This window comes from Streptomyces sp. ST2-7A, from assembly GCF_021390475.1.
Classification (GTDB): Bacteria; Actinomycetota; Actinomycetes; order Streptomycetales; family Streptomycetaceae; genus Streptomyces.
Genome location: NZ_JAJUWS010000028.1, coordinates 1 through 22,309 on the forward strand (window position 1 = coordinate 1; position 22,309 = coordinate 22,309).

17 protein-coding genes, 1 pseudogene and 1 riboswitch are annotated in these 22,309 nt (G+C 73.2%); of the genes and pseudogenes, 4 read left to right on the forward strand and 14 right to left on the reverse strand.

Going from position 1 to position 22,309, the window contains the following annotated elements; translation table 11 throughout:
- Nucleotides 1–34: 34 nt before the first annotated feature.
- Entirely contained in the window at nucleotides 35–1,315 is a 1,281-nt protein-coding gene (locus LZF96_RS17280) for an extracellular solute-binding protein (protein WP_233872977.1), read from the reverse strand.
- A gap of 270 nt (nucleotides 1,316–1,585) precedes the next feature.
- Here LZF96_RS17280 and LZF96_RS17285 point away from each other — a divergent pair, with 270 nt between their 5' ends.
- Nucleotides 1,586–2,371 (forward strand): GntR family transcriptional regulator, encoded by a 786-nt coding sequence (locus tag LZF96_RS17285; RefSeq protein ID WP_233873170.1) that lies wholly within the window; start codon nucleotides 1,586–1,588, stop codon nucleotides 2,369–2,371.
- A 486-nt stretch (nucleotides 2,372–2,857) separates the two neighbouring features.
- Here LZF96_RS17285 and LZF96_RS17290 read toward each other — a convergent pair whose 3' ends face one another.
- The 5 genes from LZF96_RS17290 to LZF96_RS17310 form a co-directional block, all read right to left on the reverse strand.
- Nucleotides 2,858–3,853, reverse strand: coding sequence for a zinc-dependent alcohol dehydrogenase family protein (locus tag LZF96_RS17290; protein WP_233872980.1), 996 nt, complete (start codon nucleotides 3,851–3,853; stop codon nucleotides 2,858–2,860).
- Nucleotides 3,850–4,692, reverse strand: coding sequence for a carbohydrate ABC transporter permease (locus tag LZF96_RS17295; protein ID WP_233873173.1), 843 nt, complete (start codon nucleotides 4,690–4,692; stop codon nucleotides 3,850–3,852). The genes LZF96_RS17290 and LZF96_RS17295 overlap by 4 nt, the downstream gene beginning before the upstream one ends.
- Nucleotides 4,693–4,814: 122 nt before the next feature.
- Nucleotides 4,815–5,831, reverse strand: a complete 1,017-nt coding sequence (locus LZF96_RS17300; protein WP_233872983.1) for a carbohydrate ABC transporter permease — start codon at nucleotides 5,829–5,831, stop codon at nucleotides 4,815–4,817.
- Complete coding sequence (locus LZF96_RS17305; protein WP_233873176.1) at nucleotides 5,828–7,165, reverse strand: sugar ABC transporter substrate-binding protein; 1,338 nt, start codon at nucleotides 7,163–7,165, stop codon at nucleotides 5,828–5,830. Before LZF96_RS17305 ends, LZF96_RS17300 begins: the two co-directional genes overlap by 4 nt.
- Nucleotides 7,166–7,467: 302 nt before the next feature.
- Entirely contained in the window at nucleotides 7,468–8,232 is a 765-nt protein-coding gene (locus LZF96_RS17310; RefSeq protein WP_233872986.1) for a DeoR/GlpR family DNA-binding transcription regulator, read from the reverse strand.
- A gap of 438 nt (nucleotides 8,233–8,670) precedes the next feature.
- Here LZF96_RS17310 and LZF96_RS17315 point away from each other — a divergent pair, with 438 nt between their 5' ends.
- The 3 genes from LZF96_RS17315 to LZF96_RS17325 all read left to right on the forward strand — a co-directional run bounded on the left by LZF96_RS17315 (nucleotide 8,671) and on the right by LZF96_RS17325 (nucleotide 13,662).
- A complete protein-coding gene (locus LZF96_RS17315) occupies nucleotides 8,671–9,243 on the forward strand; it encodes a GNAT family N-acetyltransferase (RefSeq protein ID WP_233872989.1) in 573 nt (190 codons plus the stop codon).
- Between the two features lie 418 nt (nucleotides 9,244–9,661).
- A riboswitch (cobalamin riboswitch) is annotated at nucleotides 9,662–9,804 on the forward strand.
- 93 nt (nucleotides 9,805–9,897) lie between these two features.
- Nucleotides 9,898–12,447, forward strand: a complete 2,550-nt coding sequence (locus LZF96_RS17320; protein WP_233872992.1) for a ribonucleoside-diphosphate reductase subunit alpha — start codon at nucleotides 9,898–9,900, stop codon at nucleotides 12,445–12,447.
- A 258-nt stretch (nucleotides 12,448–12,705) separates the two neighbouring features.
- The gene (locus LZF96_RS17325) at nucleotides 12,706–13,662 is read left to right on the forward strand and encodes a ribonucleotide-diphosphate reductase subunit beta (protein ID WP_233872995.1); all 957 of its coding nucleotides are present in this window, start codon (nucleotides 12,706–12,708) and stop codon (nucleotides 13,660–13,662) included.
- Nucleotides 13,663–13,812: 150 nt separating this feature from the next.
- Here LZF96_RS17325 and LZF96_RS17330 read toward each other — a convergent pair whose 3' ends face one another.
- From LZF96_RS17330 to LZF96_RS17365, 8 genes and pseudogenes are all read right to left on the reverse strand, one after another.
- Nucleotides 13,813–14,850 carry a hypothetical protein gene (locus LZF96_RS17330; RefSeq protein WP_233872998.1) on the reverse strand — a complete coding sequence of 346 codons (1,038 nt, stop codon included), beginning with the start codon at nucleotides 14,848–14,850 and terminating at the stop codon, nucleotides 13,813–13,815.
- Between the two features lie 141 nt (nucleotides 14,851–14,991).
- Nucleotides 14,992–15,831 (reverse strand): D-Ala-D-Ala carboxypeptidase family metallohydrolase, encoded by an 840-nt coding sequence (locus tag LZF96_RS17335; RefSeq protein ID WP_233873001.1) that lies wholly within the window; start codon nucleotides 15,829–15,831, stop codon nucleotides 14,992–14,994.
- A gap of 226 nt (nucleotides 15,832–16,057) precedes the next feature.
- A complete protein-coding gene (def, locus tag LZF96_RS17340; RefSeq protein WP_233873004.1) occupies nucleotides 16,058–16,687 on the reverse strand; it encodes a peptide deformylase in 630 nt (209 codons plus the stop codon).
- A 118-nt stretch (nucleotides 16,688–16,805) separates the two neighbouring features.
- Nucleotides 16,806–17,801 (reverse strand): hypothetical protein, encoded by a 996-nt coding sequence (locus LZF96_RS17345; protein ID WP_233873007.1) that lies wholly within the window; start codon nucleotides 17,799–17,801, stop codon nucleotides 16,806–16,808.
- 676 nt (nucleotides 17,802–18,477) lie between these two features.
- Nucleotides 18,478–18,777: pseudogene (gene rsrA / locus LZF96_RS17350) on the reverse strand (mycothiol system anti-sigma-R factor); the annotation flags it as partial.
- Nucleotides 18,774–19,622, reverse strand: a complete 849-nt coding sequence (locus LZF96_RS17355) for a sigma-70 family RNA polymerase sigma factor (RefSeq protein ID WP_267941030.1) — start codon at nucleotides 19,620–19,622, stop codon at nucleotides 18,774–18,776. The pseudogene rsrA and the gene LZF96_RS17355, both read right to left, overlap by 4 nt.
- Nucleotides 19,623–20,259: 637 nt before the next feature.
- Nucleotides 20,260–21,051 carry an alpha/beta family hydrolase gene (locus tag LZF96_RS17360; protein ID WP_233873013.1) on the reverse strand — a complete coding sequence of 264 codons (792 nt, stop codon included), beginning with the start codon at nucleotides 21,049–21,051 and terminating at the stop codon, nucleotides 20,260–20,262.
- The gene (locus tag LZF96_RS17365; RefSeq protein ID WP_233873016.1) at nucleotides 21,051–21,896 is read right to left on the reverse strand and encodes an SOS response-associated peptidase; all 846 of its coding nucleotides are present in this window, start codon (nucleotides 21,894–21,896) and stop codon (nucleotides 21,051–21,053) included. Before LZF96_RS17365 ends, LZF96_RS17360 begins: the two co-directional genes overlap by 1 nt.
- Nucleotides 21,897–22,309 lie beyond the last annotated feature (413 nt).

Here is a 22,309-nt window from a genome sequence, read left to right on the forward strand (position 1 = left end):
CCCCCCCCCCCCCCCCCCCCGCCCGTCAGGTGTATCAGTCGCGGTTGATGCGCGTGGTGATCTCCGCGTCGGCCTCCTCGGCCGCGGCGGTGTACTCCTCACCGTTCAGGACCTTGGTCATGAGGTCCTTGATGGGGTTGGGGACGACCTCGACGTTGGCCCATCCGGTGGTCAGCGGGGGCAGGTAGCCGACCTCGGCGGACTGCACCATGGCCTCGGCGAAGGTGTCCTCCTCCGGGGAGGCGGTCACGTCGGTGCGGTTGGGCACGACGCCGCCGTTGTTCTCGTCGACGTACTTCTGCGCCCACTCCTGCGAGGTGGCCATCCGCAGCCACTCCCTGGCCATGTCCTGGTCGCCGGCGCGCTCGGAGACGGCCAGGTTGGAGCCGCCGAGGAAGACGTGACCGGGCTGGTCGGCGGTCTTGCCGGGGACCGGGAAGTAGCCGAAGTCGGCCTCGTCGCCCTGGCTCTCGATGGCGTCGATGGCGCCGCCGACCTCCCAGCCCAGACCGATCCAGGAGGCGACGTCACCCTGCGGGACGACCTCGGTGGACTGCTGAGGGCTGGCCTCGTCGTTGTCGGTCGGGGAGTTGGAGAACTCCTGGAGCCGCGCGTAGAACTCCATGCCGGCCTCGGCCTCGGGGGTGTCCAGCGCGCCGACCCACTCGTCGCCCTCCTGGACCGCGAAGGCGCCGCCCTCGTCGGCGACGAAGCCGCCCATGACGTAGTAGCTCTGGCCGGGCAGGTAGATCGGCTCGGCGTCGGTGTTCTCCTCGATCAGTTCGAGGGCCTCGATCCACTCCTCACGGGTGGTGGGGACCTCGGCGCCGGCCTCGTCCCAGATGCCCTTGTCGTAGACGACGACGCGGTTGGCGCCGTACCAGGGCAGGGCGTAGAGGGTGTCCTCGACGGTGGCGGACTCCAGCATGGTGGCGTTCCACGCCTCGCCCTCGAACTCGCCGAGGTCGGCGAGGCCGCCGGTGGCCGCGAAACCGACGGTCTGGGTGTTGCCGATCTCCAGGACGTCCACGGTGCCGTCCTCGGACAGCGCGGTGGTGAGCCTCTCCTGGATGCCGTTCCACTCCTGGAGCTCGACGTCGACCGAGACCCCGTGCTCCTCCTCGAAGGCCGCGTTCAGCTCGTCGAGCCACGCCTCGGGGGCGGAGCCGTCCATGAGCCAGACGGTGATGGAGTCGGCGTCGCCGCCGGAACCACTGCCACCGCTTCCACCGTTACCGCTGTCGTCGGTGCCGCAGGCGGTCGCTCCGACCGCCAGCGTCGCCACACCGATGGCCGCCATCAGCTTGCGCTTCACGTCACCCTCCCGGGGAGGCCGGACCCCCTTGCGCCTGGTCACGGGACGGCCTTTAGTGGTGTAGTCAAGAGGTTTAGACCAGTTGCGATGAACTCTGGACTAGACCAGTAAGGGTGTCAAGGGCCGTACCGGAAGGGCAGGCTGTCCGTTACCGGACTGACATCCGGGTCGTCGGGAACCCCCGTTCGGCCCGTGCCACCATGTGATCCGCGAGCCACGGAGGAGCCGGTGACGACAGAAGAGAACCAGGTGGTCGGGACCGGCCGGGCGATGGACGCGGCCCCGGGGGCCGCCGGCCCGGCCGGTACCACCCGGACGGCGGAAACCACCGACCGCACCCGCACCGCGCGGGTGCCGAAGTACTACCGTCTCAAACGCCACCTCCAGGAGATGACGGAAACCCTGCCGCCCGGCACCCCCGTGCCGCCGGAGCGCTCGCTGGCCACCGAGTTCGACACCTCCCGCACCACCGTGCGCCAGGCGCTTCAGGAGCTGGTGGTCGAGGGGCGACTGGAGCGCATCCAGGGCAAGGGCACCTTCGTCGCCAAGCCGAAGGTCGCGCAGGTCCTCCAGCTCACCTCCTACACCGAGGACATGCGCGCCCAAGGGCTGGAGCCGACCTCGCAGTTGCTGGAGATCGGCTACATCAACGCCGACGAGCGCCTCGCCGGCCTGCTCGACATCCCGGTCGACGGCCGGGTGCTGCGCATCGAACGGCTCCGACTGGCCAGCGGGGAGCCGATGGCCATAGAGACCACCCACCTGTCCCAGGAGCGCTTCCCGGCCCTGCGCCGCAGCCTGGTGAAGTACACCTCCCTCTACACCGCGCTGGCCGAGGTGTACGGGGTGCATCCGGCGAGCGCCGAGGAGACCATCGAGACCTCGCTGGCCACCCCCCGCGAGGCCGGGCTGCTCGGCACCGATGTGGGGCTGCCCATGCTGCTGCTCTCCCGCCACTCACGGGACACTTCCGGGGAACCGGTGGAATGGGTGCGCTCGGTCTACCGGGGCGACCGGTACAAATTCGTCGCCAACCTCCAGCGCCCCCGGGGCTGAGGCCCCTCGGGTGGAGCGGCGGGAGCCCCGATCGGCCGGGAGCCGGCTGCCGGGGCTCCGGGCCGACCGGAGGTCCGCGGAGGTCGGCCGGAGGCCGCGGGGTGGTTCGCGCCGCCGATCGGGAGCCGGCGGGGCACTGCCGACCGCCGGAAGGCGGGAGGAGGGCACCGTCGACCCCGCGACCGACGGGTCCGATCGGGCCGGATCGCCCCCGTGACCGGCCGTGGAAGCCCACTCGCGCCGGTGTCGGCCGTGGTGGTACCCCGCCGGGCCGACCGGGCAGGACGCCTGCCACCGGCACGTGGCGCACTTGCGACGGGAGCCCCGGGCGGCGGGGAACCGGGTCCCGGCGCGGTGCCCGTCGTCCGCCCCGCCCCACCCGGTGCGGCGGGGCGGACGACGGACGGCGGGGAGGCACGGACACCGCGCCGGGGCCCGGGGTCGGGGCCCGCCCCTCCCCTCCGGGAGGGCGGGGGCCGGCGGGTGTCAGGCCCCGGGCAGGACGACGATCTTGCGACCCTGTCCGGCGGCGAACCGGTCCAGCGCCGCCGGGTACTCGTCCAACGGCATCCGGTCGCTGATGAAGACCTTCGGGTCGATGACACCGGTGGCGAAGAGGTCGGCGGCCCGCTCGTAGCTGTGCAGCACCGCCATCGAGCCGGTGATGGTGATCTCCTCGTTGTAGATCCGGTAGGGCTCGATCACCACCTTGGTGGCGTAGTCGGAGACACCGAACTGGAGGAAGGTGCCGGCCTTGGCGACCCGGTTGACGCCGTCCTGGATGGCCTTGGCGTTGCCGGTGGCGTCGATGACCACGTCCCAGCCGCGCGGACGGTCCAGCTCGTCGGGGTTGGCGGCGGAGCCGGAGACGCCCAGCGAGACGGCGGTGGCCAGCCGGTCGGGGTTGATGTCCACGACGTCGACGGAGGCCGCGCCGGTGCGCTTGGCCAGCTCCAGCATCATCAGCCCCATGGTTCCGGAGCCGTAGATCAGCACCCGGGCGCCCATGCGGGCGGAGAGCACGTCGTAGCCGCGCACCGCGCAGGACAGCGGCTCGATGAGCGCGGCGTCCTCGGTGCTCACGTGGTCGGGGAGCTTGACGCAGTTGGCGACCGGCGCCACGGCGTACTCGGCGGCGCCGCCGGCCACCGACACGCCGATCGCGGCCCAGCGCTCGCAGAGGTTGGCGTGGCCCTCGCGGCAGTAGCGGCACTCGTGGCAGTACAGCGAGGGATCCACGGCGACCCGGTCGCCCTCCCGCAGCCCGGTGACCTCGCGGCCCACGGCGGCGACGGTTCCGGCGAACTCGTGACCGGGGACCACCGGCAGGGTGGGGGCGAACTCCCCCTGCAGGATGTGCAGGTCGGTGCCGCACAGACCGCACGCGGAGACCTTCACCACCACGTCGCGGGGGCCGGGGGTCGGGTCCGGGACGGTGGTGACCAGGACCTTGCCGGGCTCCTCGATCAGGGCGGCTTTCACTTGACGGCTCCTAGCGACAGGCCCTGGACCAGCTTGTCCTGGGCGGCGTAGCCGGCGGCGAGCACCGGCAGGGAGATCACGATGGACGCGGCGGACACCTGTGCCAGGAAGAGGCCCTGGCTGGTGACGAACCCGGTCAGGAAGACGGGGGCGGTCTCCGCCGTCACGCCGGTGAGGACCCGGGCGAAGAGCATCTCGTTCCAGCTGAAGATGAAGCAGATCAGCGCGGTGGCGGCGATGCCCGGGGCGGCGATCGGGGCGACGACGCGCAGCAGCACCATCGGTAGGCGGGCGCCGTCGATCTGCGCGGCCTCGATCAGCGACCGGGGGACCTCGGAGAGGAAGGACTGCATCATCCACACCGCGATCGGGAGGTTCATCGCGGTGAAGAGGATGACCAGCAGCCAGATGTTGTCGAGCATGCCGATGCCGCGGGCGATCAGGTAGATCGGCAGCAGGCCGGCGACCAGCGGCAGCATCTTGGTGGACAGGAAGAAGAACATGACGTCCTTCCACCGCTTCACCGGCTTGATCGACAGCGCGTACGCGGCGGGCAGCGCCAGCACCAGGACGAGCAGGGTGGAGAACGTCGAGGCCATGGCCGAGTTGATCAGTGGCGGCCAGGGGCTGGCGCCGCCGTCCAGGCCGAAGAACTCGCGGTAGCCGTCCAGGGTGAACGGCGCCAACAGCATCGGCGGGTTGGTGGCGGCGTCCGGTTCGGAACGGAAGGAGATCAGCGCCATCCAGACGACCGGCAGCACGAACACCAGGCCGCAGACCCAGGCGAGCACCGAGAGCAGGGCGCCGCGCCCCCGGCCGCCGGGGCGGCCGACGGCGATCGGGGTGGTGCCGCCCCGGGCGCCGGTGCGGCCCGGTCCGCCGGGAGCGGCCGGGTCCTCGGCGCCGCCGGGGCCGGTGGCCCCGGGGGTGCCGGCGGGCGCGGCGGTGGGATCGGCGGTGGTCACGAGCGACCCCCCTCCTCACTGAACAGGGACGACACGACGCGCAGGGCGAAGGTGGCCAGGATGATCGTGCCGATCACGACCAGCACGCCCGCGGCCGAGGCCAGGCCGTACTCGTGGGCCCGGTAGAACGTCTGGTAGATGGTGAAGGGCAGGTTGGCCGTGCCCAGCGCCCCGCCGGTGATGGTGAAGACCGCGTCGAAGTTCTGGACGATGTAGATCGAGCCCAGCAGGCCACCCAGTTCCAGGTAGCGGCGCAGGTGGGGCAGGGTGATGTAGCGGAAGATCTGCCAGTCCCCGGCGCCGTCGATGCGGGCCGCCTCGATGGCGTCCAGCGGGCGGCTCTGCAGGCCGGCCAGCAGGATCAGCATCATGAACGGCGTCCACTGCCAGATGAGCGCGGCCTCGATCGCGAACAGCGGCATGTCGGAGATCCAGTCGGGCTGGATCGGACGGTCGAAGCCGAGGAAACCGCCGACACTGTTGAGCAGGCCGTTGAACAGGCCGTACTCGGGGTTGAACAGCACGTGCTTCCACAGCAGCGCGGCGGCCACCGGGACCAGCAGGAACGGCGTGATGAGCATGGTGCGCACCGCGCCGCGGCCGGGGAAGCGACGGTCCAGCAGCAGCGCCAGCAGCAACCCCAGGAGCAGGCTGACCAGCACCACGGTCGTGGTGAGCACGATCGTGGTGATGACCGAGGAGCGCAGGGCGCTGTCGGACAGGACGGTGCCGTAGTTCCCGAAGCCGTTGAAGGCGCGGGCGTCGGGGTTGAGCGAGTTCCAGCTGAAGAACGAGATCACCAGGGTGCCGACGAACGGCAGCTGGGTGACCACGATCATGAAGACCAGGGCGGGCAGGAGGGGGGCGCGGGAGGCCCACGCGCGTGCCCGGGGTCCCGGGCCGGCCGCCCCCGGTCCGGTGGACCGGGGGCGGCGCGATGCCGGGGCGGACCGGGCCCCGGCGGACGGGGAGGATCCGTCCGCCGGGCTCGGGGTGACGGATGTGTCACTCATCGGTCGCGGTACCCCTCGGCGACCCGCTCGGCCATCTCCTGGGACTTGTCCAGGGCCTCCCGGACCGTCTGTTGACCGGCGATGGCGGAGCTGATCTCCTGCGCGACCCGGGTGCCCAGGTCGGTGAACTCGGGGATGCCGACGAACTGGATGCCGGCGGCCGGACGCTCCTGGACACCGGGGTTGAGCGGGTCGGCCTGGCCGATCGCCTGCCGGGTCACCTCGTAGAAGGCGGAGGCGGCCTCCTGGTAACCGGGGTTCTCGTAGAGCGAGGCGCGCTTGCCGGCGGGGACGTTGGCCCAGCCGATCTCCTCGCCGACCAGCTCCTCGTACTCCTTGCCCGAGGCCCAGGAGATGAACTCCCACGCGGCGTCGGTGTTGGAGGATGCCTTCTGGACACCCCAGGCCCAGGTGTAGAGCCAGCCGGAACCGTCGGTCTCCTCGACCGGGGCGGGGACGTAACCGATGTTCCCCTTGACCGGGGAGTCGTCGGCCTCCAGGGAGCCCGCGCCGGCGGTGGCGTCGTACCACATGGCGGTGTTGCCCTGGGTCATGTTGTTCAGGCACTCGGCGTAGCCGGACTGGGCGGCGCCGGACTGACCGTGCTCCCGGACCAGGTTCACGTAGAACTCGGTGGCCTCGACGAACTCGGGGGCGTTGAGGCGGGCCTCCCAGTCGGCGTCGAACCAGGTGCCGCCGAAGGTGTTGACCACGGTGGTGAGCGGGGCCATGACCTCGCCCCAGCCGGCGAGACCGCGCAGGCAGATGCCCTTCATGTCGTCGCGCCGCTCGTCCACCTCGGCGGCCAGCTCGGCGACCTCGTCCCAGGTGGGCTGCTCGGGCATGGTCAGGCCGAGCTCCTCGAAGACGTCCTGCCGGTACATGAGGAAGGAGGACTCACCGTAGAAGGGCTGGGCGTAGGTCTTGCCGTCCTCACCCAGGAGAGAGTCGCGCATCGGCTCCAGGACGTCCTCGACGTCGTAGTCGGTGTCCTCGGCCAGGTACGGGTCGAGTTCGTGGAGCCAGCCGTTGCGGGCGTAGATCGGCGTCTCGTAGTTGCTGATGGTGGCGACGTCGTACTGGCCGGCCTGGTTGGCGAAGTCCTGGCTGATGCGGTCGCGGACCTCGTTCTCCGGCATGACGGTGAAGTTCACCTCGATGCCGGTCTCGGCGGTGAAGTGCTCGGCGGTGAGCTTCTGCAGCTCGACCATCGGCGGGTTGTTCACCATGAGGACGTTGATGCTCTCCCCGTCCCCGGAGGAACCGCCGGAGGAACCGCCGGCCCCGGCGCAGCCGGTGATCAGGAGGCCGCCGGTGACGGTCAGGGCGATCATCGGGCGGGTGCGGCCGGTGCCGGGAACGGCACGGCCGGCGGCGGCGCCGATCTGCCGGGTTCTGATTCTGCTCATGGCGGGACTCCGGTTCGGTGGGTCGTGCGGGTGTGGTGGTGTCCGGTGCCGACCCGGGAACCATCACGAATCGGGACGTGTCGTGATGGAGGGGGCGGGACCGGGGCGGGCGGCGAAGGGGATCAACCCGCCCATATGGGGTGTTGTACGGCGATGCGGGGCCACGACGCCGCGCGGGGCGTGGTGGAGCGCCGGGGACCGGGGGACGCGGGCACGCCGATGAACGATCAGACGCGGAGCACCTGCGGCCCCAGGAGCGAGTAGCGGTGGGCCTCCGCGGCGGGCAGACCACTGGTGGTCACGATCGTCTCGAAGTCCGAGACCTCCGCGAAGCGGGAGAAGCTGACCGCCGCGAACTTGGTGTGCACACCGATGAAGACGCGACGGCGGGAGGAGCGCACGGCCTGCGCCTTGACCTCACCCACCCCCGGGTTGGGGGTGGTGAGGCCGTACTCGCGGGAGATGCCGTTGGCCCCGATGTAGGCGAGGTCGATGACCAGCCCGGAGAGCATCCGCACCGCCCAGTGATCGACGGTGGCGAGGGTGCCGCCGCGCACCCGGCCGCCGAGCAGCAGCACGGTGAACCGGTCGTCGCGATCGGCGAGCGCCCCGGCGGTGGCCAGGGAGGCGGTGACGATGGTCAGGGGCCGGTCGGCGGGCAGCGCCTCGGCCACCAACTGGGGGGTGAAGCCCTCGTCGACGAAGACCGTCTCGGCGTCGCCGAGGAGGTCGGCCGCGGCGGTCGCGATCCGCCGCTTCTCGGGAACCTGCATGGTGGTGCGGAAGGCGAGGGTCGTCTCGAAACCCGCACTCTCCACCGGGTAGGCGCCACCGTGGGTGCGGCGCATCAGACCATGGTCCTCGAGCAGTCGGAGGTCGCGGCGGATGGTCTCACGGGCGACCCCGAGGCTGTCGGCCAAACCGGCCACATCCACCGAGCCCGCGCTGCGGGCGGCGGTGAGGATCTCCCGCTGCCGCTCCTCCGCCTTCACGGCGCGATCACCTCCCCTTCGAGGTCTTCCGGGCTTCGCCGGGCCCTTCCGGCGGTGCGTGTCCGCCGATCGGTCCGTCGGTGGCCGATTCCGTGCCCGTTCGGGCCGATGCATGAGTTTCTACCTGCCCGACAAGCGGGCCACCAGGGACGCAACCGAATCGATAGTGACCGCTTCTGCCCGTTTCCCTCGGGCTCGCGCCCGCTCGCACCGGCGGGAAAACCCTTGCGGTGGGCGCGGCCCGTGCCCGCTCGGCCATCGCGGATGCCCGTTCGGCGCCCGTTCGGGTTCCCAAGGAGGCGAAAATGATCATCGAATGACGGTTTTCACCGGTCCCGACCCTCCGGACGGGCAGGAGCGGGCACCACCGGACACCGCCGGGTGACCGGATCCACCCGGTTGACCGGGGAGGGCCGGGGAGGGGGCCATGCTGTGCACATGGACATCACCATCCGCCCCGCCCTCCCGGTGGAGCACACCGCCGCCGGGGAGGTGTCGGCCCGCGCCTACCTGGCCGACGGACTGCTCCTCCACGGCACCGAGGACCCCTACCTCGACCTGCTGCGCGACGCCGCCGGGCGGGCGGCCACGGCCGATCTGCTGATCGCCGTCCACCGGGAGGCCGGAGAGGCCGGAAACCACCCGGGCCCGGACGCGACCGGGACCGCGCCCGGGCGGGCGGCGGAGGTGTTGGGCACGGTCACCTTCGCCGCCGACGGCCCCTTCGCGCAGGTGGCCCGACCCGACGAGGCCGAGTTCCGGATGCTCGCCGTGGCCACGCGGGCACGTGGTCGCGGCATCGGCGAGGCCCTGGTGCGACACTGCGCCGAACGGGCCGCCGGGCTGGGCCGACGCGCCCTGGTCCTCTCCATCGCCGACGACAACGAGCGCGGCGCGCGACTGTACCGGCGGATGGGCTTCCGCCCCGAACCGGGTCGGGACTGGCAACCGATCCCCGGCCTCACCCTGCGCGTGCTCGCCCTGCCGCTGACGGCCGGAGGAACCCGATAGCCCCGTCCCTCCGGCCCGGACGGGTCCGGCCCCGAGCCGTCCCGCCGGTCCACACCACCCGTCGGCGCCCCGTGCCCACCCGCCTCTCCGGCCGGGGACGACCCCGTCCGGCTCCGGGCCGGCGGGCACCACCCCCATCGACTCCCCACCGCGCCCGGCCACCCCGGCCCCCGCCACCCGCGTCGACGGCCGGCGCACCGGGTGGACGACCGAACCGGGACTCCCCCGGGAGCCCCTCCCGCGACCCCGACGCGGCGTGGCGACGGGCCCCGGTGGACCGCCCCATCGCACCCGCCCCCGTGGGCCTTGACCGGTGGGGACCGTTCCCGTCGGCCGGCGCCCGGACCCGGCGGCGGGTCGCTCACCGACTTCCACCACGCCACCCCGCACAACATCTTGGGGTTCCGGCGCGGGGCGATCCCACATGTATGATCGTGGCCGCTGTCGTAGCAGGGGAACCCGGTGGGAATCCGGGACTGTCCCGCAACGGTGTGCCGCGTCCCCGTCCCCCCGGACGGCGCGCGGCGAGTCCGATCACCTGCCGACGGTTCGTTGGAAGTCCGGGCCTCGTGGATTGGGCCGGTGGACGCCCCCGCGGCCCGCCCGCGTGCGCCCACCTCCCTCTCCGGGGGCCATCGGCCACGAGGGAGTCGCATGACCACCGCGCCCGCAGCGTCCCCGCCCACGACGGGGACCGGCACCGTCCGTCCTCCCCTCGGTGAAGGGGCGCCCGCCCCCGACACCGAGCCGGACCGGGACCCGCCCCGCACCGCCCTGCTGCGGCTGCTCACCGATCTGGCCGGGGACCTCCCGGACGCCGACCCCGGCCGGGTCGCCGCCGCCGTCCTGCGCGGTCGCGCCCCCGGCGACGACGCCGACCGGCTGCGGGAGGCGGCCGTGGACGCCGCCGCCGGGTTGATCGCCGAGGACCCCGCCCACTCGCGGCTCGCCGCCCGTCTGCTGACCCTCGCCATCCGGGACGAGGCGGCCGGACAGGGCGCCGACTCCTTCACCGCCTCGGTCGCGGTGGGTGCCCGCGAGGGGCTGATCTCCGAACGCACCGCCGCCTTCGTCACCCGACACGGCCGGGAACTCGACGCGCTGGTGGAGCGGGCCGTCACCGAGGGCGCGGACGACCGCTTCGAGTACTTCGGCCTGCGCACCGTGCACTCCCGGTACCTGCTGCGCCACCCCACCACCCGGCAGGTCCTGGAGACCCCGCAGTACTTCCTGCTGCGGGTCGCCTGCGGCCTCGCCGGCGGGGACCCGGGCGGCGGCGAACCGGCCGGCGGGAATCCGGACGCCCGGGACCGCGATCACCTCGCCGAGGTCACCGAGTTGTACCGGCTGATGTCCTCGCTGGCCTACCTGCCCTCCTCCCCCACCCTCTTCAACTCCGGCACCCGCTACCCGCAGATGTCCTCCTGCTACCTGCTGGACTCCCCGCTCGACGAACTGGACTCCATCTACGAGCGGTACCACCAGGTGGCGCGACTGTCCAAGCACGCCGGCGGGATCGGCGTCCCGTGGACCCGGGTGCGGGCACGCGGCTCCCTGATCCGGGGCACCAACGGCCACTCCAACGGCATCGTGCCCTTCCTGCGGACCCTGGACGCCTCGGTGGCGGCGGTCAACCAGGGCGGCCGGCGCAAGGGCGCGGCCTGCGTCTACCTGGAGACCTGGCACGCGGACATCGAGGAGTTCCTGGAACTGCGGGACAACACCGGCGAGGAGGCCCGCCGCACCCACAACCTGAACCTGGCGCACTGGATCCCCGACGAGTTCATGCGGCGGGTCGCGGACGACACCGACTGGTCGCTGTTCTCCCCCTCGGACGTGCCGGAGTTGGTGGACCTGTGGGGCGCGGAGTTCGACGCCGCCTACCGCCGCGCCGAGGCGGACGGCCTCGCCCGCCGCACGCTGCCCGCCCGCGAGCTGTACGGCCGCATGATGCGGACCCTGGCCCAGACCGGCAACGGGTGGATGACGTTCAAGGACGCCGCCAACCGCACCGCCAACCAGACCGCGCTGCCCGGCCGGGTCGTGCACTCCTCCAACCTGTGCACCGAGATCCTCGAGGTCACCGACGACGGCGAGACGGCGGTGTGCAACCTGGGCTCGCTCAACCTCGCCGCGCACCTGCGCGAGGACCTGCCGGCGGACCCGGAGCGCGCGGCGCGGGAGATCGACCCGATGGACGCGGTGGACTGGGAGCGGCTGGACGCGAGCACCGCGACCGCCGTCCTGTTCCTGGACCGGGTGGTGGACATCAACCGCTACCCCACCGCCCCGGCGGCCCGTTCCAACGCCCGATGGCGCCCGGTGGGCCTGGGCCTGATGGGGTTGCAGGACGTCTTCTTCCGGCTCGGCCTGCCCTTCGACTCGCCGACCGCCCGTGAGCTGTCCACCCGGATCTCCGAGCGGATCATGCTCGCCGCCTACGCGGCCTCCGCCGACCTCGCCGAACGCCACGGTCCGCTGCCCGCCTGGTCGGAGACCCGGACCGCGCGGGGGGTGCTGCACCCGGACCACTGGAAGGACATCGAGCACGCCTGGCCGGATCGGTGGGCGGCGCTGCGGACCCGGATCGCCCGGACCGGGATGCGCAACTCGCTGCTGGTCGCGATCGCGCCCACCGCCACCATCGCCTCGATCGCCGGGGTGTACGAGTGCGTGGAACCGCAGGTCTCCAACCTCTTCAAGCGCGAGACGCTCAGCGGGGAGTTCCTCCAGGTCAACGCGTATCTGGTGGCCGAGTTGAAGCGGCTGGGCCGGTGGGACGCGGCGACCCGGGAGGCGCTGCGGGAGGCCAACGGGTCGGTCGCCGCGCTGCCGGACCTGCCCGACCGGCTCCGCGCCCTGTACCGCACGGCCTGGGAACTGCCGCAGCGGGCGCTGATCGACACGGCCGCCGCCCGTACCCCGTACCTGGACCAGAGCCAGTCGCTGAACCTCTTCGTGGAGTCCCCGACCATCGGCCGGCTCAGCTCGATGTACGTCCACGCCTGGCGCAGCGGGTTGAAGACCACCTACTACCTGCGCTCGCGGCCGGCGACCCGGATCGCCCGCGCGGCACGCGGCGCCGGGGCCGGGGAGACCGCCGGGCCGACGCTTCCGGCGCCGACGACCACCCCGGAGGCCCCCGTGTCGGCCGCCGACGCCTGCTCGCTGGAGAACCCGGAGAGCTGCGAGGCGTGCCAGTGACGCCCCTCCCGTCCCGCGCCGGCGACGGGACGGGAGGAACACCCGGCTCCGTCCTCCGACCGCGCCCCCACCCCCCGCGCCGACGATCCCGGTACCGGTCGCCCCCGTGCCACCCACCCGCATCCCGAGGAGCACGCCATCACCACCCACCCGGACACCCCGGTCGAGCCCGCCGCGCCCGGGACCCCCACCGCCGCGCCTCGCGGGTCCCGTCCCCGCAACCTGCTCGACCCGGGTTTCGAGCTGACGCTGCGCCCGATGCGCTACCCCGACTTCTACGAGCGCTACCGGGCCGCCATCCGCAACACCTGGACCGTGGAGGAGGTGGACCTGCACTCCGACGTGAGCGACCTGGCGCGGCTCTCCCCCGGTGAGCAGCACCTCATCGGCCGCCTGGTGGCGTTCTTCGCCACCGGTGACTCGATCGTCGCCAACAACCTGGTGCTCACCCTCTACAAGCACATCAACTCCCCGGAGGCGCGGCTGTACCTGTCGCGGCAGCTCTTCGAGGAGGCGGTGCACGTCCAGTTCTACCTGACCCTGCTGGACACCTACCTGCCCGACCCCGAGCAGCGGGCCGACGCCTTCGCCGCCGTGGAGTCCATCCCCTCCATCCGTGAGAAGGCCGACTTCTGCTTCCGCTGGATGGACTCGGTGGAGGACATGGACCGGCTGGAGAGCCGGGAGGACCGCCGGCGTTTCCTGCTCAACCTGATCTGCTTCGCCGCCTGCATCGAGGGGCTCTTCTTCTACGGCGCCTTCGCCTACGTGTACTGGCTCCGCTCGCGCGGTCTGCTGCACGGCCTGGCCACCGGCACCAACTGGGTGTTCCGGGACGAGAGCTGCCACATGGACTTCGCCTTCGCGGTGGTGGACACCGTCCGCGAGGAGGAGCCGGAGTTGTTCGACGCGGAGCTGGGCGAGCGGGTCACCACCATGATCCGGGAGGCCGTGGGGGCCGAGCTGCGGTTCGCCCGCGACCTCTGCGGGGAGGGGCTGCCGGGCATGAACACCGAATCCATGCGGGCCTACCTGGAGTGCGTGGCCGACCGGCGACTGGTGCGACTGGGCCTGGACCCGGTGTACGGCTCGGAGAACCCGTTCGCGTTCATGGAACTGCAGGACGTGCAGGAGCTGACCAACTTCTTCGAGCGGCGCCCCACCGCCTATCAGGTGGCGGTCGAGGGATCCGTCTCGCTGGACGAGGAGTTCTGAGCCGGGCCCGGCCGCGACCGGGCCCACCACGACGGGGGCTCCCCGGCCCGCCCGGGGCCCGACCGACCCCGGGCGGACCGGTCCACCGGCCCGCCCGGGCCGCGGGCCCCGGGCGGGCCGGCGCCCCCGGTCGGCGTCGACCGGGGGCGGTCAGGCCCCGTCGACGGCGGACGGCCCGTCGGCGAGGATCGCCCGGGCCCGTTCCATGCGCTCCACGTGCTGCTCGGCGTACTCGGCGAGCAGGTCGGTGTGTTCGGCGATGACGTGTTCCTGGTGCTCGGCGTCCACCGCCACCCACCGGGCCACCAGGTCGGTCTCCTCCTTGCAGGCCACGTCCAGCAGCGCCACCGCGATCGCCTCCTCCCCGGAGACGTCGCCGGCGAGCCCGAGTTCCTCGGTGACGGTCAGCGGGCTGTCGGCGGGCCGGCCCCGGTCGGCCATGCAGGCGGACCAGTCGGCCAGCAGGTCGCGCACCCGCTCGTCCGCGTCGGCCTCGTGTCCGGCCTCGTCGGCCAGTTCCATCAGGAAGGTGGGGTCGATCCACCGGTCGTCGGGGCGGTTGATCAGCAGGGTCGCCTCGCCGTGACAGCCGGTGGCCGGGACGGGCACGCCGCCGACCTCGGGGCCGGGGCGTTCGCGTGCCTCCTCCAGCGTGTCGGGGAGGTCGAGCGGGTCCACCGCCGGGTCGCCGTACAGGGCGAGTTCCTGTTCGGGGGTCAGCTCCTCGGCGTGCACGGGCGCGTAGGTGTGGGGGTCGAGGTCGATGGGGTGCAGGTAACCGTGCTCGGCCGCGTGCACGGGGTCGTCCACGCCGTAGAGGTGGGTGTGGCGGTGCACCGAGGGGCGCGGGGGGCGGTCGGCCGCGGCGTACTCCAGGCCGTGGCGCGCCATGCAGGAGGTGACCACGGCGTCCCGCGCCTCCTCCAGCAGGGCCTGGTCGGCGTCGTCGATACCGATGGTGTCGAGGGGGAAGACCGCTTCGGCGCTCGGTGATCCGCCGGGGGCGGTGGTGTCGGTATCGGCGGTGTCGGCGGTGTCGGCGGTGTCGACCGCCGCGTCGGTGTCGGATTCGCCGCCGTCGGAACCGGCCCCGGATGCCGAACACGCGGTGGAGGAACCGAGGGCGAGAACGAGCAGGAGCGGCAGGGCGGCACCGCGGCGCGCGCGGCGGCGGGTGGAGGGCGTCACCGGATCACTCCGTATCGCGGGCCGGGCGGCGTCACCGTTACCGGCCGGGGTGAGGTGGGGGCACGGGGTGGTGGTTCACGGGATGGTGGGGCCCGCCCGGCACCGGGTACCGGGTGGCGGGCGGGCCCGTCCGGGGGCGGCTCAGATGCCGCAGTTGGGCGCCGACCAGAAGCGGGAGGCGCGGGTGTCGACGTGGGTGTGGTCGTTGTGGCCCGGGTAGCCGGGGCCGAGGATGCCGTTGAAGCCGTGGTTGCGGGCCTGCTGGGCGAGTGCGCAGAAGGAGTGCGTACCGACCAGGTCGGCCGCGTCCCCGTACAGGTGCCGACTGTTGCTCGCGCCGCCGACCGCGTTGTTGCAGGACACCGAGCGGAAGCCGCTGCTGATGTTGATGGGCCGGTCGCCCATCGCGCGGCGCATGGCCTGGAGCTTCCACATGGTGCGGCGGGCGTTCTCCCGGGCGGTGGCGGCGGTGACCGCGCCCCCGGACCAGTTGGAGTTGCAGCGGTTCATCTCGGCGAAGGTGAAGTTGGCGGTGGAGCAGTCCGAACTCTGCAACGCGTAGATGCGGTTGAGGGTCTGCGGGCCGGCGACACCGTCCACGGACAGGCCGTACGCCTGCTGGAAGCGGCGCACCGCCTGCTCGGTGTGCGGGCCGAATTGGCCGTCGAGGGACAGGACCTGGCCGTATCCGGGGTAACCGGCGACCCGGATCTGCAGCTGGGTGACGTCGGCGCCGGACATGCCCTGCCGCAGCGTGCGGGGGAAGGTGTAGCAGGCGTCGAGGGTGCCGATGTCACCGGACTCCGTCGTGACGGTGGCGGGGTCGGCGGCGGGGTCGGTGCTCTCGGCGGTGGTGGTGGTCGTGGTGGTGGTCGCGGCGGCGGTGGGACCGCCGAGCAGACCGGCGGCGCAGATCAACAACAGGACGAGAACCGGGCGCGCGCCGCGACGGGCGAGGGGCCACGGGCCGGATGCGGACATGCGAGTGCCTCCCGACGGAGGTGGGGGAAGGGTGGGGGAACCGGGGTCGCGGACCGCGGACGGGTCCGTGACCGAACGGGCGTCGGAGGGTGGTGCGCACGAGCCCTTGGAGAGTGACGCCCGGGGTCTACCCGCGTCAACCCCACCCCGGACATGCCAAAGGGCGGGCCTTTGAAAAGGCCCGCCCCGTTCGGCGTTCTCCCCGCTGGGAGCGGGTGAAGCGCCGTCAGCCGTTCGGCACGGTTTCGTACCGGGGGGTGTTCTCCTCCATCATTTTCAGCGCGCTCTTCCGCTCCCGCTTGGAGAGTCGGTCGATGTACAGGCGCCCGTAGAGGTGATCGGTCTCGTGCTGGAGGCAGCGCGCGAAGTAGCCGGTGCCCTCCACCCGGATCGGGTTGCCCTCGAGATCCTGCCCCCGCACCACGGCGTAGTCGGGACGGGCCAGTTCCGCGTAGGCGGTGGGCACCGACAGGCAGCCCTCGTTGTTGTCGTCCAGCACCCGCCGGTCGGCCGGCAGGTCCTCCAGGACGGGGTTGCAGACCACACCCACGTGCCGCACACCCTCGTCGTCGGCGCAGTCGTAGACGAAGACCTTGAGGTCCACACCGATCTGGTTGGCGGCCAGCCCGACGCCCTCGGCGGCCCGCTGGCTGGCGAACATGTCGTCCACCAGCGCGGCCAGCGACTCGTCGAACGCGGTCACCTCCCGGCACTCCCGGTGCAGGACCGGGTTGCCCACCACCGTGATGGGGCGGGCGGTGCCGCGCTCCCGATGGGCGCGCTCGCGCTGCTCGCAGTCCCGGGTGTCGTCGATGAACTCGTCCTCGACCCGCTGATCGGTCTCCTGCCGCGCCATGGTCCGCAGCCCGCCTTCCTCGCTCCGCAGCTGTAACGGCCCCCGGGGCCGCATACAGCTTACGGTGCACGGGCCGTCCCCCGTCCCGGCGGGCGCGGGGCCCGGGGCGGGCGCGGGGTCAGCAGACCTCTTCCAGGTCCCGCCACTCACGGGTGTCCGGGGAGTCGGCCACCCAGCCGTCGAGCAGGCCCTTGACCAACGAGGCCGGCGCAGCCAGTCCGCACTCGCGTTCGGGCGACCACAGCATCCCGGCCCCGGTGTGCCCCAGCGGCCCCGGTCGGCCCGGCACGCTGTGGTCGTGCGGATCGTGCTGCGCCAGCCCGTCGCCCTGCTCGCTGGGCATCCGGCTCTCGGAGCACGCCCGGCACAGCAGCCGCACCGAGGAGGACCAGTCCTCCGCCGCGTACCCGGCCTCGGCCGCCAGCCGCTCCAGGGCGTCCCGGTCGGACTCCTCGGCCGCTTCCAGGAGGACCACCCAGGTGGGGACCGACGACGGGGCCCACAGCTCGATCTCGTCGAAGACCGGGTGCACGGTGGTGTGCCCATCGGGGCCGATGATGGTCCGCTCACCATTGGGCACCCCGTCGTGGAGCACGACCTCGCCCCAGCGCCGCCCGGAGGACGGCAACGGGATGTTGCGGATCACCATGCGGGCCGGGTCCAGGCGGCGACCCCAGACCACCTCGGACTCCCCCTCGGGGGAGAGCCGCACCGCAGCGCCGCCCAGCGCCATGCCCAGCGGCTCGTCGGAGGCGCCCTGTCGTTGGGGGACGTCCAGCCCGTACGCCTGCCAGGCCCGGCGGGCCAGCGGCCAATCCTGCAACGCGGTGGCGGCGATGCCGACGTTCCACCAGTCGGGGGCGCCCGCGTGACGCTCCAGCAGTGCCACGGCCCGCAGGCCGGCGGCGCGCGAGCGCTCCCAGTCGTGGCGGAACTTGTGCAGCAGTGCGAGGTTGAACCAGGACTCAGACAGCCACGGCTCCAGGTCGGCCGCCCGGGTGAGCAGCTCTCCCGCGTCCTCGTACCGGCCGTCGTCGATGAGGGTGAACGCCCGATGGGTGGCCAGCCGCCAGTCGGTGGACGGCCGCTGCCGAACCCTGCCGAAGATCCTCACGATGACCTGCCCGGTTCCCGCCTCGTAGCCGGCGTGTCGAGGTGCCGATGTGTCGCCACGTCCACTTCCGGTGTGCCCACTGTCTCCTGTCCGCGTCGGCGCCCGCCCAATCCTCCCCGGGCGGTCGTGCTCACAGCATGGCCCCGCCCGGGGCACCGCGCGAGACGATATTGCCCCGGGGGCCTTTCCCGCATCCCGGCGGGTGTCCCGCCGGCCCGATCCGAGCGGTTCGGGCCGGGACCGGCCGCCCTCCGGGAAACGCGCCGGTCGGCGGCCCGACGGCGACGCCGGGAGGGCCGGGCCTGGCCGCCGGGGGTTCCCCGCGGGTGGGAACGGCCGGAAACGAGCGGTGCCGGGGAAACGCGCCGCGGAGGAGATGCCGAGCGGATGAACGATTCCATCCGGATCATGTGACGCCGACCGGATGAGGCGGGTCGCGCGGCACGGGTCGTGTGACGCGAGCCGCGTCGCCGGGATCGCGCCGGCCGGAGCGGACCCGAGCCCGGCGATTTCGAACGCGCGATCCCCCGGTTCGCGCCCGCCCGGAGCGGACGCCGACCGGCGGTGCCGGCGGGGCTCACCCCTCGCCGGAGGTCTCCGTCCGCGCCGGGGCCGACGCGGGGGCCGGTGTCGCGTCCGGCGAGGCCAGGGGCGGCTCGATGGGGAAGGCCGCGGGCGACGGGGGCGGTGTGCCCGGCGCCGTCTCGCTCGGAGTGACCTCCCCGGCACGGATCCCCTCGATCCGCCGCATCACCTTCGACCTCAGGTCGCCGGGCACGTCATCGTGCCCACAACACCGCTTGACCAGCTTCTTCACCGACTGCTCCAGCCCGTACTTCTCCAGGCAGGGTGAACACTCGTCCAGGTGCCGGCCGAACTTGGCCCGTTCTTCGTCGGACATCTCACTGTCCAGGTACTCGTAGAGGTGATCGAGGATCTCCGCGCAGTCCGTCTCGTGCGGTTGTCCGCAACTCATGAGCCCGAACCCTTCCCCGCGCCCGAACCGACCAGGCCGCGCTCGCGCGCGTAGTCGCCGAGCAGATCACGCAACTGACGACGCCCGCGGTGCAGGCGGGACATCACCGTACCGATGGGGGTCCCCATGATGTCGGCGATCTCCTTGTACGCGAATCCCTCGACATCGGCGAGGTAGACCGCGATCCGGAAGTCCTCGGGAATGGTCTGCAGGGCCCGCTTGACGTCCGTGTCGGGCAGACGGTCCAGCGCCTGCGACTCGGCCGTCTGCAGGCCGTTGGACATGTGCGACTCGGCCCGCGCGAGTTGCCAGTCCTCGATCTCCTCGGCCGCGCTGCGCTGCGGTTCGCGCTGCTTCTTGCGGTAGGAGTTGATGAACGTGTTGGTGAGGATGCGGTACATCCACGCCTTGAGGTTGGTGCCCGCGCGGAACTGGTGGAAGGAGGCGTACGCCTTGGCGTAGGTCTCCTGCACCAGGTCCTCGGCGTCCGCCGGATTGCGGGTCATCCGCAGCGCGGCGGAGTACATCTGGTCGAGGTACTCCAGCGCGTCCCGCTCGAAGCGGGCGTTGCGCTCCTCGGGGGTCTCCGACCGCCCGTCCGATCCGTCGGTCGGCACGCCGGTGTTCTCCCCGTCGCCGCTCTCGCCGTCGGTCGTGGTGACCGGACCCACCTCCTTCACCGGGGTGGCCGACTCCGTGGCGGCCACACTTGTCTCGGAGAATAGACGACGACCGGGGGCGGGCGCCCCTCGAGCGGGGCCCTCGGCCGCGAGCCGCAGCGTCGCCCAATCGACCGTCGCGGCGGTCTCCCGGCTCCGGCGGGGCGGGCATGCGGTCGATCCCATGGGGTCGCTCTCCTCACTGCGGTACGAACGAGTGGCGAACGGCTTCCGGCCCGGGCGTGTCGGGAGCGGGGCTCCCGACGCCGCGCGTCCGGCGGGGCACGGACCCGGTCGGGTCCACCTCCCGCATCTGCCTCAACACCCCCGGACGCCCGGGCATTCCCGGGCGTTTCGGGGGATGTGTCCCCCGCCCCGGGCGGCGGTGAACGCCCCGGGCGGCACCTCTCACCCGATCAGCCGGCCGGCGCCGGCGAACCGGCCGAGGCACCCGCCGACCGGGGCCCCGAACCCCGCCCCCTCCCGGCACGGGCCCGGGACACCACCCCGACCTTCCCGGCCGACTTCCTCCCCGGGGACACGAGGGCACCCGGGCCCGGCCACCGCCGGTCACCGGGCGGGATCGCCCGCGTCCGACCGGGCGCCGGCGAACCCGCCGGAGGCACCCGCCGACCGGGGCCCCGAACCCCGCCCCCTCCCGGCACGGGCCCGGGACACCACCCCGAACCATCCGTGCGGCCGTCCCACCGGGCCCTCCGGGACCGGCCCCGAGCGGGTCGTCCGACCATCCCGTCGAATATCCCGCCCGGTGTTCGGGGACCGGGGACCGCCCCGCCGGGACCGCCTTCCCCGACCGGGGGCCTCAGGTCGCGGCGGGCAGGGCGAGGGTCCAGTCGGCGACCGCCGCGACGATGGTCGCCGTCGTTTCCGCCGGGTCCACTCCGGAACGGGCGCCGACGGCGAACGCGTGGTCGGCCGCCGGCACGGTCACCGGGTCGATCCCCTCCGGGAACTCCTGCGGACGGCCGAACGGGTCACGCGCGCCCTGCACCACCAGCAGTGGCAGCCCGGCGCCGGTGACCGCCGTCAACTCCCCCGCCCGGGATCGCTCCGCGCGGCCCGGTGGGTGCAGTGGGAAGGCCAGGGCGAGGACACCGATCGCACCGGTCTCCCCGGCGGTACGGCAGGCCACCCGGGCACCGGCGCTGCGCCCGCCGGCGACCACCGGCGGCACGGTTCCGGCGGTGGTGGTTCCCGCCGCGTCGTCCGCCGGGTCGGCCAGCGCCGGCCACAGCGCCCGCCAGGCGGTGTCCAGGGTGCGGGGCGCGGGCGCCAGCCGCTTCCCGGCGACGCGCCAGGGCTGTTCCACCAGTGCGATGGTCACCCCGCGTGCCGGCAGCGCGGCGGCGAGGGCCACCAGGTCGGGCGCGCCGATGCCGCCGCCGGCTCCGTGGCCGAGGGCGAGGGTCAGCCGGGGACGCCCGGCCGGGTGCCAGGTGATCCGGGCGGGGCCGGCGGGGGTGTCCACCTCGTGGACCGCGCCGGGGGACGGCGTCGGCGGCGGTGCGGGCCGGGCGCGGTCGCCGGTGGGCGCGGCGGAGCCGGCCCGGGGCACGGGGGGCCGGGCGGGGCGTGCGGAACGGGCTGCGGCCATCAGAAGAGCGTGCTCTCCTCCGGCGCGGCCAGCGCCTCCGTCAACTCCGGGCCGTTGTTGCGGACGTTGCTCACCTCGACGCCGACCGGGTACGCGCGCATGGTGCCCGGCGGGGGCGGGTCCAGCAGGCCGCGCACCCCCTCGGGGTCGGTGAACGCGGGGTCCAGCCAGGCGTCCCAGCGCTCGGGCGGCAGGGCCAGCGGCATCCGGGGGTGGATGTCCGAGAGGCTGCCGGGGCGGTTCGGTCCGACCTCGGCGGGGTCCACACCGGGCAGCGGATCGGTCTCGGCCTCGGTGGTGACGACCGTGCACGTGGCCCACCACGCGCCCGGGTGGTCGTCGGGCAGGGTGGAGTCCCGCCAGAACCCGTAGAGCCCGGCGAGGGCCATCACCGAGCCGTCCGCCGGAGTGATGTACCAGGGCTGCTTGCGGGACCGCTTGCGCTTGCCCTTCTCCTCCTCCTTCCGCTCCTCGTGGAAGGTGAGCCACTCGTAGTAGCCGTCCGCCGGCAGCAGGCAGCGGCGGGCGACGAAGGGTTTGCGGTAGGAGGGCTTCTCGTGCACGGTCTCGGCCCGGGCATTGATCATCTTCACGCCCACGTCGGGTGACTTGGCCCAGGAGGGGACCAGCCCCCAGCGCAGCGGGCGCAGCTGACGCACCGGCTCACCGTCGCCGGAGCCGCCGTCCGCCCCCTTCAGCGCGCGCTCGAGAACGGCCGGCACCCGTTTGGTGGGCGCGACGTTCCAGTCCGGGCCGAGGTCGGCCGCGTCCTCGGCGAGGTGTCGGATGTCGAAGAGCGCCGCCAACTCCTCCGGCCGGCGGCTGGTCGCATAGCGTCCGCACATGTGACCCAGCCTACGTCGGGGCACCGACAGCGGCGGCGGAACGGGCCGCGCCGTCCCCGGTGTCGGGGCAACCGAACGGGTCCCACCGACTCCGACCGGCGGGGCTCCCACCCCGGCTCCCCGGCGCGCCCCGGGCGGTGCTCGGGACGGCACACATCGTGCGGGACGGCCGTGTCGTGCCGTGCCCTCCCCCACCGACCGACGGATCGCCCCCACCCGCCCGGGTGCCACCCATCAACGGCGCGCCCGAAAGCCCGGCACGCCCGGTGCCCCGCCGGGCGCCGGGCGGGCACGCCGAAGCGGCGGTCCGGGGGTCGTCCTCCCCGGACCGCCGCGCGGACCGGCGGCGCCTCGGCCGCCGGCCGGTCCCGCCCCCGCCGGTGGCAGGGGGGACGGGACCGGGTCGCGGTGCC

Coding starts and splice junctions, on each gene's coding strand:
- LZF96_RS17320 (WP_233872992.1), top strand. CDS start 9,898: ATGACCACCGCGCCCGCAGCGTCCCCGCCCACGACGGGGACCGGCACC.
- LZF96_RS17315 (WP_233872989.1), top strand. CDS start 8,671: ATGGACATCACCATCCGCCCCGCCCTCCCGGTGGAGCACACCGCCGCC.
- def (WP_233873004.1), bottom strand. CDS start 16,687: ATGGCGCGGCAGGAGACCGATCAGCGGGTCGAGGACGAGTTCATCGAC.
- LZF96_RS17285 (WP_233873170.1), top strand. CDS start 1,586: ATGGACGCGGCCCCGGGGGCCGCCGGCCCGGCCGGTACCACCCGGACG.
- LZF96_RS17335 (WP_233873001.1), bottom strand. CDS start 15,831: ATGTCCGCATCCGGCCCGTGGCCCCTCGCCCGTCGCGGCGCGCGCCCG.
- LZF96_RS17365 (WP_233873016.1), bottom strand. CDS start 21,896: ATGTGCGGACGCTATGCGACCAGCCGCCGGCCGGAGGAGTTGGCGGCG.
- LZF96_RS17305 (WP_233873176.1), bottom strand. CDS start 7,165: ATGATCGCCCTGACCGTCACCGGCGGCCTCCTGATCACCGGCTGCGCC.
- LZF96_RS17300 (WP_233872983.1), bottom strand. CDS start 5,831: ATGAGTGACACATCCGTCACCCCGAGCCCGGCGGACGGATCCTCCCCG.
- LZF96_RS17325 (WP_233872995.1), top strand. CDS start 12,706: ATGCGCTACCCCGACTTCTACGAGCGCTACCGGGCCGCCATCCGCAAC.
- LZF96_RS17355 (WP_267941030.1), bottom strand. CDS start 19,622: ATGGGATCGACCGCATGCCCGCCCCGCCGGAGCCGGGAGACCGCCGCG.
- LZF96_RS17360 (WP_233873013.1), bottom strand. CDS start 21,051: ATGGCCGCAGCCCGTTCCGCACGCCCCGCCCGGCCCCCCGTGCCCCGG.